This window comes from Mesorhizobium sp. M0615, assembly GCF_040320805.1.
In the GTDB taxonomy this organism is placed as follows: Bacteria; Pseudomonadota; Alphaproteobacteria; order Rhizobiales; family Rhizobiaceae; genus Mesorhizobium.
Map to the genome: position 1 here is coordinate 114,134 of NZ_JAMYQI010000009.1, position 15,677 is coordinate 129,810.

The window sequence follows — 15,677 nt, forward strand, 5'->3', positions numbered from 1 at the left end:
ATGGACCGGGTCTTCGTAGAATATTACGAGGAGGAACTGTCCCACATACGCGGGCTGGCGGCGGAGTTCGCCGACATGCATCCGGCGGTCGCCCGCAATTTGTCGCTGGATACGGTGCCGTGTCCCGACCCTTATGTCGAGCGGCTGCTTGACGGTGTCGCCTTCCTCGCCGCGCGCACGCGCCTGAAGGTGGATGCCGAGCGCTCGCGGTTTTCGCGCAGCATCCTCGACGTGCTTTATCCCGATCTCGTCACGCCGGTGCCGGCAACCGCCATGGTGGTGCTGAAGCCCGGCCAGCAGGTGCAGACAATGCTTGCCGGCCACGTAGTCAAGCGCGGCACGCGGCTGGTCTCCAGCCTGCAGGCCGGCCTGTCGACACGCTGCACCTTCACCACCGCGCAGGACATGACGCTGTTTCCGATCGCGATCAGTTCGGTCGGCTATTTCCAGGACCGCAGCGCGCTTGCCGCCGCCGGCATCGGCCCGATCGCCGGCAAGGCCGGCGAAGCGGCACTTCGCATCACGCTGGCGCGGACCGGCAAAGGCAAGCTCGACGAACTGGCGCTCGACCGGCTCGACTTCTATTTCGCCAACCGCACCAAGGCGCCGCTGATCTTCGACGCCATCTTCGGAGTCTGCTCTGGTGTCGGCGCTCGACCGGAAGGCAAGACCAATCCATTGTCGCCGCTACCGCCGCCGGAGATGGTCGGCATTGCCGATGCCGAGGCGCTGATGCCGCGCACGCGGCCGACCTTCGAAGGCTACCGCCTGCTGCGCGAATATTTCATGATGCCCGAGCGCTTCCATTATGGGCGCGTCACCGGCTTGCTGCCGGTCGTGCGCAAATGCCAGGCCGGGCTCGAAATCATCTTCCTGTTCCGGCGTCCGGTGCCCGAACTCGCCGATCTGACGCCGGCGGATTTCGATCTCTTCGCCACCCCGATCATCAATCTCTTCGAGCGCGAGTGCAACATCGTCGAGCTCGACCAGCGCAAGACGCGCCAGGTGCTGCATGCCGACCGCACGCGGGCGCGCGACTTTGAAATCTACCGCGTCATCCGCGTCGAAGACGCCGATGCCGAGGGACCCGACGCGGAGATACCGGAACTCTTCAGCCTTGGGCAAAATCGCGGCAGCGGCTGGGTCTATTCGACGGAGCGGCGGCCGCGCCGGCCGACCGAGGACGAGCGGCGCCAGGGCGTGACGCGGACCTCCTATGCCGGCGACGACGTCTTCCTGGCGGTTTCGCGCCCAGTCAACAGTCAGGCCAACCGGCCGCTCAAGCGCGTCGACGTCGTGGCACTGTGCACAAACCGCGATCTTGCCATCCTCGACGACACGCCAACGCTGACGCTGGAAGCGGGCGACCCGGTGGAATCGGTCAGGCTGCTCGGCGCGCTGCGTTCGCCGCAGCCGGCGATCCCGGCAGCGCTGCCGACCGGCGCCGACGGCGAGTCGCGCGCCGACGACCTGGCCTGGCGGCTGGTGTCACAGCTGGCGCTAAACTTCCTCAGCCTGGCCAAGGAAGGGCGCGGCGTCGATCCGCTGCATGCGCTGCTCGATCTCTATGCCGAACGCGGCGATCCCGGGCTTGCCCGCAATGTACGCTCGATCGTGCGCATCGATTCGCGCGCGGTGATCGAAAGGCTGGCGATTGAAGGTCCGATGTGTTTTGGGCGCGGCACGGAAGTGACGCTGCATGTCGACCAGTCGGTGCTGGCTGGGCAGAGCACCTTGCTGATGTCGGGCCTGCTGTCGCGGCTGTTTGCCCGTCATGCCGGAATAAACGGGTTCGTGCGCACACGCACGCGCTTGCTCCAGAAACAGGAGGATGTGCCATGGCCGATGACGCCCGGCAATCGCTACCTGATCTAGAGCGAGCCGCAACCCTGTCCGAGAGTTTCGACTTTTTCGAACTGCTGCGCCGGCTCGAGCGGCAAGGCGGCCTGTTCGGCCATTCCGGCCGGCCGGACCGCGAGCCGGCAAGGCTCGGCCAGAATGTGCGGCTGTCCTTCGCGGTGCAGGACGTGGTGGATTTCCGCGAGCCGACCGACAAGTCGCCGGCGCGGGTGACGGTCAACAATCTCGGCCTGCTCGGGCCTGAAGGGCCGATGCCGCTGCATCTGACGCGCTGGGTGCTCGATCGGCTTTCGCAGCGCTGGTATGCAGGCGCCGAGGCGCGGCAAACGAGCGACACGACCTTCGTCGATTTCGTCAACATCCTGCAGCACCGGATGATCGCGCTTTATTATCGCGCCTGGGCGGATGCGCATCCGGCCGTGCAGGTCGAACGCGGTGTCGGCGGCCGCGTCCGTTCCATGCTGGAAGCGATGGCCGGCATCGGGCTGCCGGGCACGCAGGATGCCGAACTCGATACAGTAAAACTTCGCCAGGCCGCCTCGCTCGCCAGCCAGGTCGACGGTCCCGAGCGACTGACGCTGTTCCTGGCCGAAGCCTTCAAAGTGCCGGTGGTGCTGAAGGAGTTCGTCGCGGCCTGGATGACCATCCCCAAGGCGCTGCAGACGCGGCTTGCCGGCAGCTATGCCACGCTCGGCCGCAGCGCCACCATCGGCCCGCGCAGCTTCAGCCGGCAGAGCCGCATCGAGCTGCGCATCGGCGCGCTCAGCTATATCGATTACAAGGCCTTCCTGCCGGGCGGTGAGCGGCTGAAGCTGTTGAAGCAGGCGGTGCGCGACCTGATCGGCGAGACCATCGATGTCGATCTCAGGATCGTGCTTGCGGCAAAGGCAGTGCCGCCGGCGAAGCTCGGCACCGTCCAGCTTGCCCGCACCACCTGGCTGGCGCGACCGGTCGAAAAGGGGGACGCCGACGACATGCGGTTGCGGACCATCGTCGGCTGGCGGGAAGAGGTGGCGGCATGAGCCTGCTTCTGACTCTCGAACAGGGACCACGCGCGCAAGTCACGCGGCAGGCGCGGCTGGACGAGGGCGAGCTGGTAATCGGCCGCAGCGCCGACGCCGACTGGCAGATCAACGATCCCGACATGTTCGTCTCGCGCGCCCACTGCAAGATCACCAGCAAGCAGGGCGGCTATTTCGTCACCGATACCTCCAGCAGTGGGTTGTTCATCGACGATGCCGCCAGCCCGCTCGGCGCGGGAAATACCGCGCGCCTGCAAAGCGGCATGCGACTGCGACTGGGCGACTATGTGGTGTGGGTCGATTTGCAGACGGCGAAGACCGAGGCGCCGGCCTCCAGGCCTTCAGCGCCTGCCAGTAAGCCGGCGGCGTCGCGGGCGCCGGTCAGCCTCGGCGGCGACGATTTCTTTTCGTCCACCACGGAAGAAGAGCCGGGACGGCCACGCCCTGCCAACCTGCCCGATCCATTCGAAAAGCCGGTGCCCGGCGCATTCGCGCGTGCGCGGTCCGATGAACGCAGCTCGCAGGCGTTCGACGATCCGTTCAGCCTCGACCCTGTGGCAACGCCGGTGGCCGAGACCGCCCCCGACAAGGGTGTTGGCAAGCCGCTGTTCGACGATCCCTTCGGCCTCGATTCCGCACCGCTGTCGAGAGAGCCGAGCAGATCCAGTTCCGAGCAGCCGCCGGCCTACGATGACGGGTTTGGTTTTGGCCCGGCCGAGTCCACCAGTCTCGACGCAGGCGCGACGGATGGCGGCGCAGTGGATGCGCCCTCGCCTGCCCCGGCGCCCTGGGATCTGCCGGTCCGCGCGGCCGAGGCATCGCCACAGCGGCCACCGCCAACCCCGCCTCCACCGCCCCCACGTGCTCCTGTCCGGCAAGCTGCTGCGCGGCCGTCGACCGGACAGGCGGACGCGGAATTGCGCGCCGCTTTCCTGCGCGGCATGGGCATGGACGAGTCCGATTTTCCCGGCAGCGATCCGGTGGCCGACATGGAGAAGTTCGGCCGCGAATACCGGCTGATGATGGAAGGGTTGATGCAACTTTTGCGCAAGCGCGCCGAAGAGAAGGGCAACGCCCGCGTCGCCCAGACCGTGGTTGGCGCGTCCGAGGTCAACCCACTCAAATTCCTGCCTTCGGTCGACGATGCTCTGGTGACCATGCTGGCCGAGCGCAGCCCCGGTTTTCTCGGCGCCGAAGCGGCGATCAAGGACGCGGTGCGCGATCTGGCTCAGCACCACGTTCGTGCCTGGCGCGGCGTGCAAGGCGCGCTCAAGCGCATGATCGACCGCTTCGATCCGGCGGCGATCGAGCAGGAACTGAAGTCGAGCTCGGCGATCGGCAATCTGCTGACCGGCGGGCGCGGCGCCAAGCTCTGGGAATTGTACCAGAAACGCCACCGTGAAATCGCTCACAGCGCCGAGACGCGCTTTCTGGGCGAGATCGGCGCTGATTTTCGTGATGCATATGAGGAGGACTGAGACATGATCGACAGACGCGAATTCATTCTGGCCATCGGGGCGACGGGACTGCTGACGGCTTGCCAGAGCGGCCCGCCCAAACCATCCGTCATCACAGTGAATCTTGCCGGCGGCGCCGGCATGAACCCGGGACCGGGCGGCGGCGACAGGCCGGTGACGGTGATGATCTTGCGGCTGAAAAGCACCGGCGCCTTCAATTCGGCCGATTATTTCGCCCTGCAGGGCGGTGCCGGCTCCGCACTTGGCGGCGATCTCATCGGCTCCGACACGATTTCCGTCGGACCCGGCAAGACCGCATCGAAGACCATCACGGTCGAGCCGGAAGTGGCAGCACTCGGCTTCGTCGCGCTGATCAGGGAACCCGGCGGACGCAACTGGCGCACGACCAAATCGGTTTCGCCGGGATCGAAGTTCACCGTCAATGTGAAGCTCGGCAGCAGCGGGATTTCCGCCTAGAGCGCGTCGCGTTTGAACGGATCCAGGCGACGCGCTTTAGGTCTTTGTTTTTATGCATCGTTCTCTCAAAACCGTGACCACTTTTGAGCGACATGCATTGGCGGCAAAAGTCCGCAAGCCGCGCAACATGATGAGCAGGAAGCAGAGAGTGCCGGCATGAGCGATGCAAACAGGGTGCTGTGGTCGGAGGGGCTTTTCCTTCGCACCCAGCATTTCCAGCAACAGGACCGCTTCTTCGAAGCGACGGTGCGCGGCGCCTTGCAGGCCGGGCATCTGCATACGTTCGGCTTTCGAACGCTGACGCTCGATCAGGCACAGCTCGATGCCGGCCAGATTTCGGTGCTCTCGGCACGCGGCATCTTTCCAGACGGGACGCCGTTCGCGATCCCCGAGACGATGGATGCGCCGCGGCCGCTGGCGGTGACGCCGGAGATGGGCGCTGGACCGGTGCTGATAGCGCTGCCGCTCGAGCCGCCAGGCGGCGTCGGCTTCGACCCTGCTCACGCCGAGCCGTCCGGCGCGCGCTATCGCGGCCGGATCGTGTCGGTGCGCGACGCCGTGCATGGCGGCTCCGATCCCGAGGAAATCGAGATCGCACGGCCGCAGGCGCTGTTGCTGGCGCCGGGCACGGCCGTCGGCGGCTACACCGCGCTGCCGGTGGCCGAACTCAAGGGCGTGCGCGCCGATGGCGGCGTGGCCTTGGACGACACCTTCCTGCCGCCGACCTTGGTCATCGGCGCGGCGTCCTGGTACAGCCGCCTGCTGCAGGAAGTGGTCACCGGCCTCGACCAGATCGCCGAGGCGCATGGCAAGATGGTGCTGGGCGGCCCCGGCCGCAGCGTCGAGGACCTATTAATCCTCAACCTAGTCAACGCCGCGCGGCCGCGGCTGGCGCACATGCTGGCGCAGGACGTGTTCCATCCGGCCGAGGTCTATATGGAGCTGGCCGGTCTCGCCGGCTCGATGGCGACCTATGGCTCGAGTGCAAGGCGGCTCGGCGAACTGCCTGTCTACGACCACATGGCGCCAGGCCCGGCCTATTCGGCGCTGGCCGACGCGCTACGCTCCCTCATCCTCAGCCTGCGCTACATCGAGCCGAAATCCCGCGCCCTGCCGGTCATGCGCCATGCGACCAATGTGTGGAAGATCCGCATCGACAACCCGAAACTTCTGGTGGCGAGCCGCATCGTGGTGCGGATCGGCTCCGAACTCTCGGAGGATGCCTTGCGCAAGATTTTCGTCAACCAGGCGACCGTCGGCTCGGCCAGCGAATTCGAAGGGCTGTGGAAATCACGCCTGCCCGGCATTCCGCTGAAGCCCCTGCATTCGCAGCCGCGCGAAATTCCCTATGACGGCGACCGGCTGTGCCTCGAACTGGACCAGAAAAGCGAGCACTGGGCCTCGCTGCTCGAAGCGCCCGGGTTTGTGATCGGCGTTTCGGGCGTGCTGCCCAGCGAACCGCAGGTCGACTGCTACTCGGTCAACAGGTGAGATGATGAGCAGGGACGATCCATTCGGACTGTCCGAGGATCGGGAGCGGACGCGCATTCGGCTGAGCGGAGCGCCAACGCCGCGCGCCATGCCGCTGCCGGCGTCAGGGGTGACCGCGAAACGCTCCGCGCGCGCGCATCCGAACGTGCTCGTCAACGCGTTCTCGCCGCTGCTGGAATTTGCACCCGAACTCGAAAACGCGCAGCCGCCTGAGAACCCGGAAGCCCTGCGCACCAGGCTGCTCGACGAACTCGTGCGCTGCCGCGACGCCACCATGGCACAGGGATCGTCACTTGAGCGCGCCGACCAGGCCGCGTGGCTGGTGGCCGCGTTGCTCGATGATCTGGCGCTGAACACGCCGTGGGGCGGCGCCAGCGCATGGCCACGCCAGCCGCTGGTGGTGATGCTGCGCGGCGACGTCGATGCCGGCGCGCAGTTCTTCGCCCGTCTTGAAGAGCTGGAGCGCCATCCCAATCGCGACCGCGAAATGCTGGAGTTGCAATATCATTGCATGGCGCTCGGCTTCCGCGGCAAATATCGCGTGCCGGGCCGCTCCGGCGACCGTTCGCTCAATGCCGTGCGTGTGGCCGCGGCGCGCTTCCTGCGCGACAGCGACGCCGAAGGCGCACAGCTTTCGCCCAACTGGAAGGGCGTGATCGCCTCCGACGAGCCGCAGCGCTTCATCGTGCCGATCTGGGTGATGGTTGCGGCAGCGGCGGTGATCGCCACCGCCATTCATATCGGGCTGTCGATGAGCCTGAGCAGCCAGGCGGTCGAGCTTTCGGCGCTGGTTCGCGCCTTGCCGCCGCCGACGCGTACGGATGTCACCCGCGCTTCGCCGAAGGTCGACGCGCCGCCGCCGGTGGCGGTGGATTTCGCGCTGCTGCCGGAATTCCAGGCGGCAGCACCCGACGAGCTCAAGAGAGCGCTGAGCGGCACGGAGAGCGTGTCGCTGGCGCGGCTGGTCATCCAGGCCTCCAATCCCGAACTCTTCCAGTCGTCGCGCGCGCAGCTGACAGACGGCTTCGATCCGCTCATCGCCTCGGTCGCCAAGGTGATCCTCGAGAACCAGGAGCTGATCGGCGATATCACCGTGGTCGGCCACACCGACGGCGTTCCCTTGCAAAAGACCAACCCACTGTCCACCAACCAGCGGCTGTCGGAAGCCCGCGCCGCGGAAATTGCCGATATCCTGATTCAGAACGGCGTGCCGAAGGAGCGCGTGCGCTCCGAAGGCCGGGCCGCCACCGATCCGGTGGCCGACGACGGCACACGCGAAGGCCGGGCCTTGAACCGCCGCGTCGAAGTGCTGGTCGAGAAGAGGCTGTGACATGTTCATCCTGCGCTTCCTCTGGGCGGTCCTGACATCGCGTTTCCTGTGGACGCTGATCGGTCTGGCGCTGCTGTCGCTGATCATCTGGGTGTTCGGCCCGATCGTACGGGTCGGCGACTATGTGCCGATGGCGTCGGAGACGGTGCGCATCGTCATCATCGCGCTTCTGGTGATCTTCTGGCTGATCTGGCTGATCGTCGCCCAGCGCCGCGCGATCCGCGCCAACCGCATGTTCGTCGCCGAGATTTCCGCACCTGTCGAGGAAAAGCGGCTCAGCCCCGGCGAGGAAAACGTCGCAGCGGTCGGCGCCAAATTCCAGGACGTCATGGTCGAGCTGAAGCGCCGCAAGCTCGGCGGCCGCAAGTTCCTGCGCGAGATGCCGTGGTATGTGATCGTCGGCCCGCCGGCGACCGGCAAGACGACGGCCTTGCGCCAATCCGGCCTCAACTTTCCGATCGACCTCACCGACGATCTGCAGGGCATCGGCGGTACCCGCAACTGCGACTGGTTCTTCTCCGAAAACGCAGTGATGATCGACACCGCCGGGCGCTATGTCCAGCAGGAAAGCCAGCCCGAGGTCGACGCCGTGGAATGGCTGGGTTTCCTCGATCTGTTGAAGAAGCATCGTGGCCGTCGTGCGCTCAACGGCGTCATCGTTGCGCTTGGGATCGACGCGCTGTCCGAGGGCGACGAAGCCGTCAAGGCGCATGGCCGCAAGATCCGCAGGCGCTTGGCCGAGCTCGAGGAGCGGCTGGAAATCCGCTTGCCGGTCTATCTCATGCTGACCAAGGCCGATCTGATCAGAGGCTTCGAGGCCTTCTTCAGCGGCCTGTCGACGGCGGCGCGCGAACAGGTATGGGGGACGACCTTCCCGCTCGATGCACGCGTCGACGCCAAGACGATCGCGGGCGAAATCACGACGCTGTCGAGGGAGCTGGAAAAGCGGTTGGTGCCGCGGCTGGAAGACGAGGACAAGCTGGCCGAACGGGCCGAGATCTTCCGCTTTCCCGCACAGCTGCAAAGCCTGTCCGAGCCGATCCAGGTGCTGGTCGAGGCGATGTTCGGCGAGAGCCGCTACGAGGAGGCGGCCTGGCTGCGCGGCCTCTATCTGACCTCGGCCACCCAGGAAGGCGCGCCAATCGACCGGCTGACCGCGGCGCTCGCCTCCTCCTTCGGCCTGCCGGCACGACGCTCGATGCCGGCGCAGCGTTTCGAGAAGCGCAGCTTCTTCCTCAAGAACCTTTTGACCGAGGTGATCTTCAAGGAGGCCGGGCTCGGCACCTTCGATCCGCTGGCGCAGCGCCGCCGCAGCTGGATCTGGCGCGGTGCCGCCGCTGCCTGCGCGGCTGCGGCCATACTCGCCGGCGGCCTGTTCACCTGGTCCTACTACGACAATCGCAACGCCATCGCCGCGCAAGCCGGCCAGTTCGAAGCGCTGCAGGCGCCGCTGACGTCGACCGCGGCGACGCCCGCCTCGGTGCTGCAGCCGGCGATGGACGTTGCCCTGACCGCCATGGACGAAGTCGTCAATGCCAGGACTGCGCCTCCGAACAAGGCGCAGGACCTGCTCGGACCATCGGCTTCGGCCGAGATGATGCGGGCGCAGACCGACACCTATGACCACGCTCTGCGCAACGTGCTGGAGCCGCGGATGGTGGCGCTGCTCGAAGCGACCATGTGGCGGCAGATCCGCGATCCGGACTTCATGCTGGGCGCACTCAAGACCTACCGCATGATGACCGGCCTGTCTCAGATGGACTCCGACTTCGTCGAGAATTGGTGGGTGAACGACCTGCCCGAATTCGCGCCGGCCGCGCCCTTCCCGACCGCCGATGCGGAAGAACACCAGTTGGCCGCGATCCGGCGCATGGCGGTCGACGACAGCTACATCGCGCCCGACCAGGCGCTGGTCGCCGAAGCGCTGAAAACGGTCTGCACGATCTCGCTGCCGGCGCGGGCCTACAAGCAATTGCTGGCCGATCCGGCGGTGGCCGGATTGAAGGAATGGATCCCCGCCAATTTCGCCGGGCCGAACGGCGCCAAGGTGTTTTCGCGACGCTCCGACAAGACGCTGCGCGTCGGCATATCAGGCGCCTTCACCTATGACGGCTTCCACGATGCGATCCTCGACCGGGTCGAGGATGTCGCCGCCCAGGCGGCACTCGACCGCGCCGTGTTTGCCGGCGGCTGCTCGGAAAATTCCGAGACGTCGGTGTCGGCGCTGTCGGAAGATATCCTGAAGCTCTACTATGACGACTATATCGCGCAGTGGGATAGTTTCCTGCGCGACATGCGGCTGGCGCCGCTGAGCGATCTCAACATTGCCAGCGAGAATCTGAAGGATCTTTCCAGCGCCGATTCCGCGCTGAAGCGGCTGTTGACGGCGGTGGTCCAGGAGGTCGACCTCACCCGCTCGGACGACGCGCCGGCCGGTGACGACAAGGCGGCGGCGAAGGGCGGCTCGAAACTGCTGGGCAAACTCGGCAAGCTTGGCAAGATCGTCAAGACCGGCGCCAAGCTGCTGCCGCGCGCAGGATCGGCCAGCGAAGTCGACCTGACCGGCACGTTGGTGGCCGAGCACTTCAAGCCGCTCAAGAGCACGATTGCCGAGGTCGACGGCCAGCCGCCGGCGCTCGATGCCGCGGTCGTCGCGCTGACGGCGCTGTCCAACGTGCTGCAGACGGTGACCGCCAATCCCGACCCGCAGGACGCGATCAAGAAACAGGGCGGGCTTGCCGAACTGACCGGCGCCGTCGCCCGCCAGGCGCAAATCCTGCCCGACCCGGTCAACACCTGGCTGAGCGGCATTGCCGGCGACACCAGCGGGTTGACGCAGAAGGCCGTGGCCTCCGAGCTCAACGCCATCTGGCGTGCCGACATCCTGCCCTTCTGCCAGGCCGCGCTCAACGACCGCTATCCGTTCAGCCCCGACAGTGCCGTCGACGTCAACGTGCGCGACTTCGCCCGCCTGTTCGGACCGGCAGGGATGATCGACGGCTTCATCAACGACCATCTGATCGGCTATGTCGACACCTCGGCGCAGCCTTGGAAATGGCGTGCCGATTTCGGCCTCGACCCGTCCGCACTTGCCGCCTTCGAGCAGGCGCGGCGCATCCGCGACGATCTCTTTCCCGGCGGTCAGGGCCCGGTGATGGCCTTCACGCTCGAGCCGACCGACCTGTCGCCCAACGTGACCCGCGTCACGCTCAACCTCGACGGCCAGAACCTGGTCTATTTCAACAATGCGACGCGGCCGCAGCCGATGACCTGGCCCGGCAAGGACGGCACCGGCGTCATCTCGCTCGCCTTCCAGCCGATCGACGGCTCGCCCGAAATCATGCTCAACGAGACGGGAAGCTGGGCGTGGCTGAGGATGCTGCGCGGCGGCCGCTTCACCGGGACGTCGCTGTCCGATGTCTACAGCCTGCGGCTGGGGACGAAAGGCATGTACGCCGATTTCAAGCTCAAGGCGGCGAGCGTGGAAAATCCCTACAACCTCCAGATGTTCAAGAAATTCTCATGTCCGCCGCAGATCTGAACACCGGCTTCTTCGGCAAGATTCCGGCGACCGGAGATTTCGTTGCCGTAAACCTGCCGCGGACCTTCATCGACCGCTGGGACCGCTGGATGTCGATGGAGTTGCGCGAGAGGCCAGACGAGGGGGAATTGGATTCGCGTGTTTGGCGCTTCATCGTCAAGAGCGGCATTTTCGGCGACCGGCCCTGTGCCGGCGCATGGCGCATGAGCGAGGACCGCGTGGGACGCCGCTATCCGTTCGCGATCATCGGGATTGGGGCTACACCGGCACCTGACGATGCATGGTTCGACGGCGTTGCGTCAATCGTTGATGAAGCGGTCGAATTGCAGAGGACGCAGTCCTGGATAGCCGAAGGCTTGGCCAACCTTGCCGCGCCCAGCAACAGCCATGGCGATCCGAACCGGATTGGCTTCTGGCTCGACGACTGGTCGGTGCATGAGTTCGCGTTCTCGGATATTCACGACCTGGCGGCCAACGCCCTGCCGAAAATGCGCGCCCCGCGCCCTGAGACGGAATAGCTCTGATGGGCAGCACAGTCTTTGCTGAAGGCATGGGCTTCTTCCACAAAGGAAGCGGCGGCAAGGGCGTGGCGCCGGGAGATGTGTGCTTGAGCCCGCCTTCCCCGCCGGCAGGCCCGGTTCCGGTTCCATACGTCAACATGCTGTCTTCCAGCGATCTCACCAAAGGCAGTAAGAGCGTCAAGATCGAAGGCAATCCGACCGCGCTCGAAAGCTCGTCGGAGGTTGCGACCAGCACCGGCAACGAGCCGGCCACCCAAGGCCTCGGCGCGGGGGTCATAACGCACAAGATCAAGGGCAAGGGAGTGTTCAAGCTCTGGTCGTTCGTCGTCAAGGTGGAGGGTAAGGGTGTCTGCCGCCATGGCGACACCATGGAGCAGAACACGGCAAGTCCACTCCCGAACACCATCGATACCGCCGCCTTGGTCAACTTCCGCAATGCTCTTCTGGTGAAAGAGAAGAAGAAATGCACGACCGATTATTGCTACGACGATCATTACACCCAGCCAACAGGCCCGCAGAAAGCCAAGGTTCAGAACCGGCCATGCTGGGAATGCAAACGTAACCTTGACAGGTTGAAGAAACGCACGACCGGCAAGAACAAGACCGCGATCAAGCGACTGGAGGCCAAGGTCAACCGGCAAATTTCGGGGAAGGAAGCCCCGCTGATCGCCGATCACCAGCCGACGCAGAAGGCAGCGTGGTACGCGGGTGGATGCAATATAGAGATCGTCCCACAAGGCTTCAAGGATGCGATGAAAGCGCTTTACGTCAGGCCGCATTGCTCCAGCCACAGCAACAGCCAGCCGGGCCGGCAGTCGAAGGTGGACAACAAGGCGATTAGGAAGTTCATGAACGCTCGGGGGATCTAGGCGATGAGTGCAACGGGTTTTGCCGATCTCGACGCTGACTATACGGCGATAATCGATGCGTGGACCGCAGAGCTCCACGCCGTCATGCCGGCGATCGAGGAATGGTGGGGCGCACTGCAGCAGCGCCTGAACGCCTCCGGTGAGAACATAGCCAATCTGCATTGGCCCGCCGGGCTGGTGGCCCATCCACGGATTCTGGCGATCTACCGCAAGCACTACTTCAAGGTTCACGGCCTGAACCTTGAACGGTACGCCCGACAGACCGATGATGACGACGAGGACGATGAATCGAACTGGGGTGAGGATGGCGACGAAGCGGACGCCAGCGGTCCCGTGCCGCCCAATCTGCTGCTGGTCGAAATGATGTCCGAATACGACACGGAACTATTCAAGTACTTCAAGTACTTCGTCTATGTCCCGATCGGCGAGGATCCATCTCTCGAAATGTGCTGAGGCTAGAAGAAGATGGCAATGCGGATTGATCATAGTGTCGAACTCGGCCTGAACCGGCTTCTCAACGCACCCCAGGACGTTGTCGGTCCCGATCATGGAATCCGCCTTTCGCGCCGCGAGGCCTCTGCTGCCTATAGGTCCCTGTTCAAGGCCTACCTCGCTGACTTGCAGGAGACGTTCGAGGTGGCTTCCGAGATCTGGGAAGCTGGCCTCGACGAACTGGTCGATGGCGGCCTGACCGTCAATCAAGCGATCACGGCCCAGCTGGATGATGCAGCGGCCGGCCCGGCGAATCATCCGGCGGTGGTGTGGCTCGTGCGGGAATACTGGCTGCGATGCGTTGCGGTGGGGGAAACGCTGCCCGCGGCCGACCGCCTCGCGCCTGAGGTGTTCCTGCTGCAATGGGTCGTCGATGAAGGCAACAAGGAATATGTAGAACTGCTGACGGCCATGCCCTATTGGCCGATCGGGCTTGATGAAAACGGCCGGTGGTGCTGAACGATGGCCTTCGATGTCTGGCTGGAAAACAGGACACCCTTCGCCGCCGCGACGCACGTCCAATTGAATGCTGACGGCCAAGAAACTCTGATTGTCATGCTATCGGCAAGTTTCACGGCGACGGATGAAGGAAAGGAATTCCAGCCAGCGGCCGAACAGGTGCCGGTGATCTTTGGCGATGAGCCTTTTGGCGATCCGGCCCTTTCATCGACCCGCTACGAAGCGGACATCGCGCCCGTCAAGCCTGGCGCCGAGGTGATCGTGAATGGCGTCGCGCACGCGCCGGATGGAAGGCCGGTACGCGAGATGCAGGTTGGCCTGCGTGTCGGTAACTCGATCCGCAAGGTATTGCAGGTCGTCGGGGACCGGATCTACGACTCCGGCGGCTACAGCGCACCGGCGCCTTTCCGGACCATGCCGATCGTCTATGAACGCACCTATGGCGGCACTTTGGAAGACTTGCGCACGGACCAGCGCAACCCAGTCGGCGTGGGGTACCATAACGCCCGGTCTGCAGATCCTGCGGTCAGAACCGAGGCGCCCAACGTCATGTATCCGGGCGAAGCGCAAGCCCGACCTGGGGAATCCCTGAGGCCGGCGGGATTCGGGACGATTGGCCGGGGCTGGCAACCGCGCCTGGCTTTCGCCGGAACCTACGACAAGGCTTGGCTCGAATCCCAATGGCCGCTCGCTCCCAAAGACTTCGACACGCGGCATTATATGTGCGCCCCAGCCGATCAGCAGATGGCCGGCATCGGCAACGGCGAGGATATCACGGTGATCGGCATGACGGCTTCGGGCAGATGGGATTTCCGCCTGCCGCGCATCACGGCCCCGCTTCGGCTCATTTATGACGATCGTGTAGAAGAAAACGCGTTCAAGCCTGACACCGTGCTCATCGAGCCTGACTTGAAGCGCGTGACCCTTAAGGCTCGTTTGGCAGTGGTAATCCGGCGCAACGTGCCGGCGCTGCGGGAAATCGCCTTCGGCCACATTTCTCCTGTTTGGATCAATGCGCGCCGCAAGCGAAAACTCTATCTCAATCTTCTCGGCGGCGACGGGGCCCTGCGCGATCGCTCGGCGTGGCAGCCGTGAAGCGGCCGCTCTACATCTCGGTTGGTGGCGCCGTCACGCCTGCTGGATTGAACGCGCGCCAGACCATCTCAGCCATTCGCGCCAACCTGTCAGCATTTCAGGAGGTGCCTCTTTCAGAGCCGTTTCCCACCACACAGATCGTGGCACGCATTCCAGCCAAGGCGGGCCTGCGACGCAATGACGGGGTATGGCTCGCCAGCATGGGCGCCCGCGCTCTCAAGGAGGCGATGCTCGACAACAAGGCAACGCCGGACCAGACCGCTGTTCTGCTCGCGCTGCCGGAGAGTTTCCGCGACCATCCGGCGTATGAAGAGGTCGAGCGGGGGCGCCTTTTGAATGCCATTTTCGAGCGATGCGGCCTGCGCTTCAATGCCGGCTCGCGGGTATTTGACGGCGGTGCCGCAGCCAGCGCCGGACTGCTCGACTATGCCGGCGACATGCTAGAATCCGGGACCGTCGCGCAGGTGCTGCTGGGTGGTGTGGACAGCCTCGTCAACGGGACCGACATTGCGCGCTTGATGCGAGCCAATCGTCTGAAATCCGAAAACAATGCTCAAGGGGCAGTCCCTGGCGAGGGCGCTGTCTTCGTGCGCCTGACGCGAGCGCCGGGGAGCGGGCCGGCTGCAATGATTTGCGGGGCGGGCCTGGCTCAAGAGATCGACAGCGTTCTTTCCGAACGCCAGAGTCAAGGCCGTGCGATGGTGGCTTCGCTGCTTGCTGCCTTCAGCGGGTCCGGACCCAAGGAACCCGATATCGAGTTCCTTGTCAGCAATGGAAACGGGGAACGGTACAGCGGGCTCGAACAACTGGTCGGTCGCTCGCGCTTCTACCGCACGCACCGCGAGATATTCCCGACAGCCTACCCTGCGATGACGGTCGGCGACATTGGAGCCGCTAGTGCGGCACTTGTTCTGATGCTGGCGGCCGACAGTTTTATAAGCGGTTACGCGCCGGGCCGCGTCGCAGCCTGCGAGCTTGCATCCGAGGGTGGCAACCGGTCGGCGATCGCGCTTACCGACCTCCGCCAACGCTGAACGGAGGGACAAGCCTTCCCTCGGCGAAA

13 protein-coding genes are annotated in these 15,677 nt (G+C 64.9%); all 13 read left to right on the forward strand.

The features are described from left to right. Entirely contained in the window at window positions 1–1,875 is a 1,875-nt protein-coding gene (gene tssF, locus NKI46_RS17495) for a type VI secretion system baseplate subunit TssF (RefSeq protein ID WP_352747140.1), read from the forward strand. Beyond that, on the forward strand, window positions 1,839–2,882 hold the full coding sequence (gene tssG / locus NKI46_RS17500; protein ID WP_352747143.1) for a type VI secretion system baseplate subunit TssG: 1,044 nt from the start codon (window positions 1,839–1,841) through the stop codon (window positions 2,880–2,882). The genes tssF and tssG overlap by 37 nt, the downstream gene beginning before the upstream one ends. Beyond that, window positions 2,879–4,360, forward strand: coding sequence for a type VI secretion system-associated FHA domain protein TagH (tagH, locus tag NKI46_RS17505; protein ID WP_352561273.1), 1,482 nt, complete (start codon window positions 2,879–2,881; stop codon window positions 4,358–4,360). Before tssG ends, tagH begins: the two co-directional genes overlap by 4 nt. Before the next feature lie 3 nt (window positions 4,361–4,363). Continuing rightward, the gene (gene tssJ / locus NKI46_RS17510) at window positions 4,364–4,816 is read left to right on the forward strand and encodes a type VI secretion system lipoprotein TssJ (protein ID WP_352747147.1); all 453 of its coding nucleotides are present in this window, start codon (window positions 4,364–4,366) and stop codon (window positions 4,814–4,816) included. Between the two features lie 156 nt (window positions 4,817–4,972). Beyond that, complete coding sequence (gene tssK, locus NKI46_RS17515) at window positions 4,973–6,307, forward strand: type VI secretion system baseplate subunit TssK (RefSeq protein ID WP_023709959.1); 1,335 nt, start codon at window positions 4,973–4,975, stop codon at window positions 6,305–6,307. A gap of 4 nt (window positions 6,308–6,311) precedes the next feature. Continuing rightward, complete coding sequence (gene icmH, locus NKI46_RS17520) at window positions 6,312–7,637, forward strand: type IVB secretion system protein IcmH/DotU (protein ID WP_023804377.1); 1,326 nt, start codon at window positions 6,312–6,314, stop codon at window positions 7,635–7,637. A 1-nt stretch (window position 7,638) separates the two neighbouring features. Then, window positions 7,639–11,178, forward strand: coding sequence for a type VI secretion system membrane subunit TssM (gene tssM, locus NKI46_RS17525; protein WP_352460799.1), 3,540 nt, complete (start codon window positions 7,639–7,641; stop codon window positions 11,176–11,178). Continuing rightward, entirely contained in the window at window positions 11,160–11,696 is a 537-nt protein-coding gene (tagF, locus tag NKI46_RS17530; RefSeq protein ID WP_023704809.1) for a type VI secretion system-associated protein TagF, read from the forward strand. Before tssM ends, tagF begins: the two co-directional genes overlap by 19 nt. 32 nt (window positions 11,697–11,728) lie before the next feature. Continuing rightward, window positions 11,729–12,568 carry a DUF4150 domain-containing protein gene (locus tag NKI46_RS17535; RefSeq protein WP_023708137.1) on the forward strand — a complete coding sequence of 280 codons (840 nt, stop codon included), beginning with the start codon at window positions 11,729–11,731 and terminating at the stop codon, window positions 12,566–12,568. Between the two features lie 3 nt (window positions 12,569–12,571). Next, window positions 12,572–13,021 (forward strand): hypothetical protein, encoded by a 450-nt coding sequence (locus tag NKI46_RS17540; protein WP_023682620.1) that lies wholly within the window; start codon window positions 12,572–12,574, stop codon window positions 13,019–13,021. An 18-nt stretch (window positions 13,022–13,039) separates the two neighbouring features. Continuing rightward, on the forward strand, window positions 13,040–13,519 hold the full coding sequence (locus NKI46_RS17545) for a hypothetical protein (RefSeq protein WP_023682621.1): 480 nt from the start codon (window positions 13,040–13,042) through the stop codon (window positions 13,517–13,519). Window positions 13,520–13,522: 3 nt separating this feature from the next. Further along, complete coding sequence (locus NKI46_RS17550) at window positions 13,523–14,614, forward strand: DUF2169 family type VI secretion system accessory protein (RefSeq protein ID WP_023682622.1); 1,092 nt, start codon at window positions 13,523–13,525, stop codon at window positions 14,612–14,614. Further along, complete coding sequence (locus tag NKI46_RS17555; RefSeq protein ID WP_023682623.1) at window positions 14,602–15,648, forward strand: hypothetical protein; 1,047 nt, start codon at window positions 14,602–14,604, stop codon at window positions 15,646–15,648. Before NKI46_RS17550 ends, NKI46_RS17555 begins: the two co-directional genes overlap by 13 nt. The last annotated feature ends 29 nt before the right edge of the window (window positions 15,649–15,677 follow it).